The sequence below is a fragment of the Eubacterium sp. AF15-50 genome (genome assembly GCF_934835595.1).
Taxonomy (GTDB): domain Bacteria; phylum Bacillota; class Clostridia; order Lachnospirales; family Lachnospiraceae; genus Eubacterium_G; species Eubacterium_G segne.
Genome location: NZ_CAKVZL010000156.1, coordinates 1 through 271 on the forward strand (window position 1 = coordinate 1; position 271 = coordinate 271).

Sequence of the window (271 nt, forward strand, 5' to 3'; positions counted from 1 at the left end):
GCTATTACCTCTACGATGCCAGAGGAAGTGTCTCCGGCATCACCAATGAAGAGGGACAGGACTACCAGTCCTACCGTTACAGCGTCACCGGTGAGATCACCTTCGGGGCTCCGCAGTATGAGAACGAAATATAGTCGAAATGGCTCATCCAGCAGATCGTATTCTCGGATACATCGGAAAACAGCTTGGAACTGCGGTCTACCTTCACCTCAGTCTTGCCATATTCCCGAACGGCTGCACGCTCTACCTTACCACCCAGCACATGGGTCAT

The 271-nt window shown here is 52.4% G+C and carries 1 pseudogene (cut by a window edge); it reads right to left on the bottom strand.

What is annotated here, in order from left to right:
- Nucleotides 1-124: 124 nt before the first annotated feature.
- A pseudogene (locus Q5O73_RS10555) lies at nt 125-271 on the bottom strand (GMP synthase (glutamine-hydrolyzing)); its annotated part runs 197 nt beyond the window's last position; the annotation flags it as partial.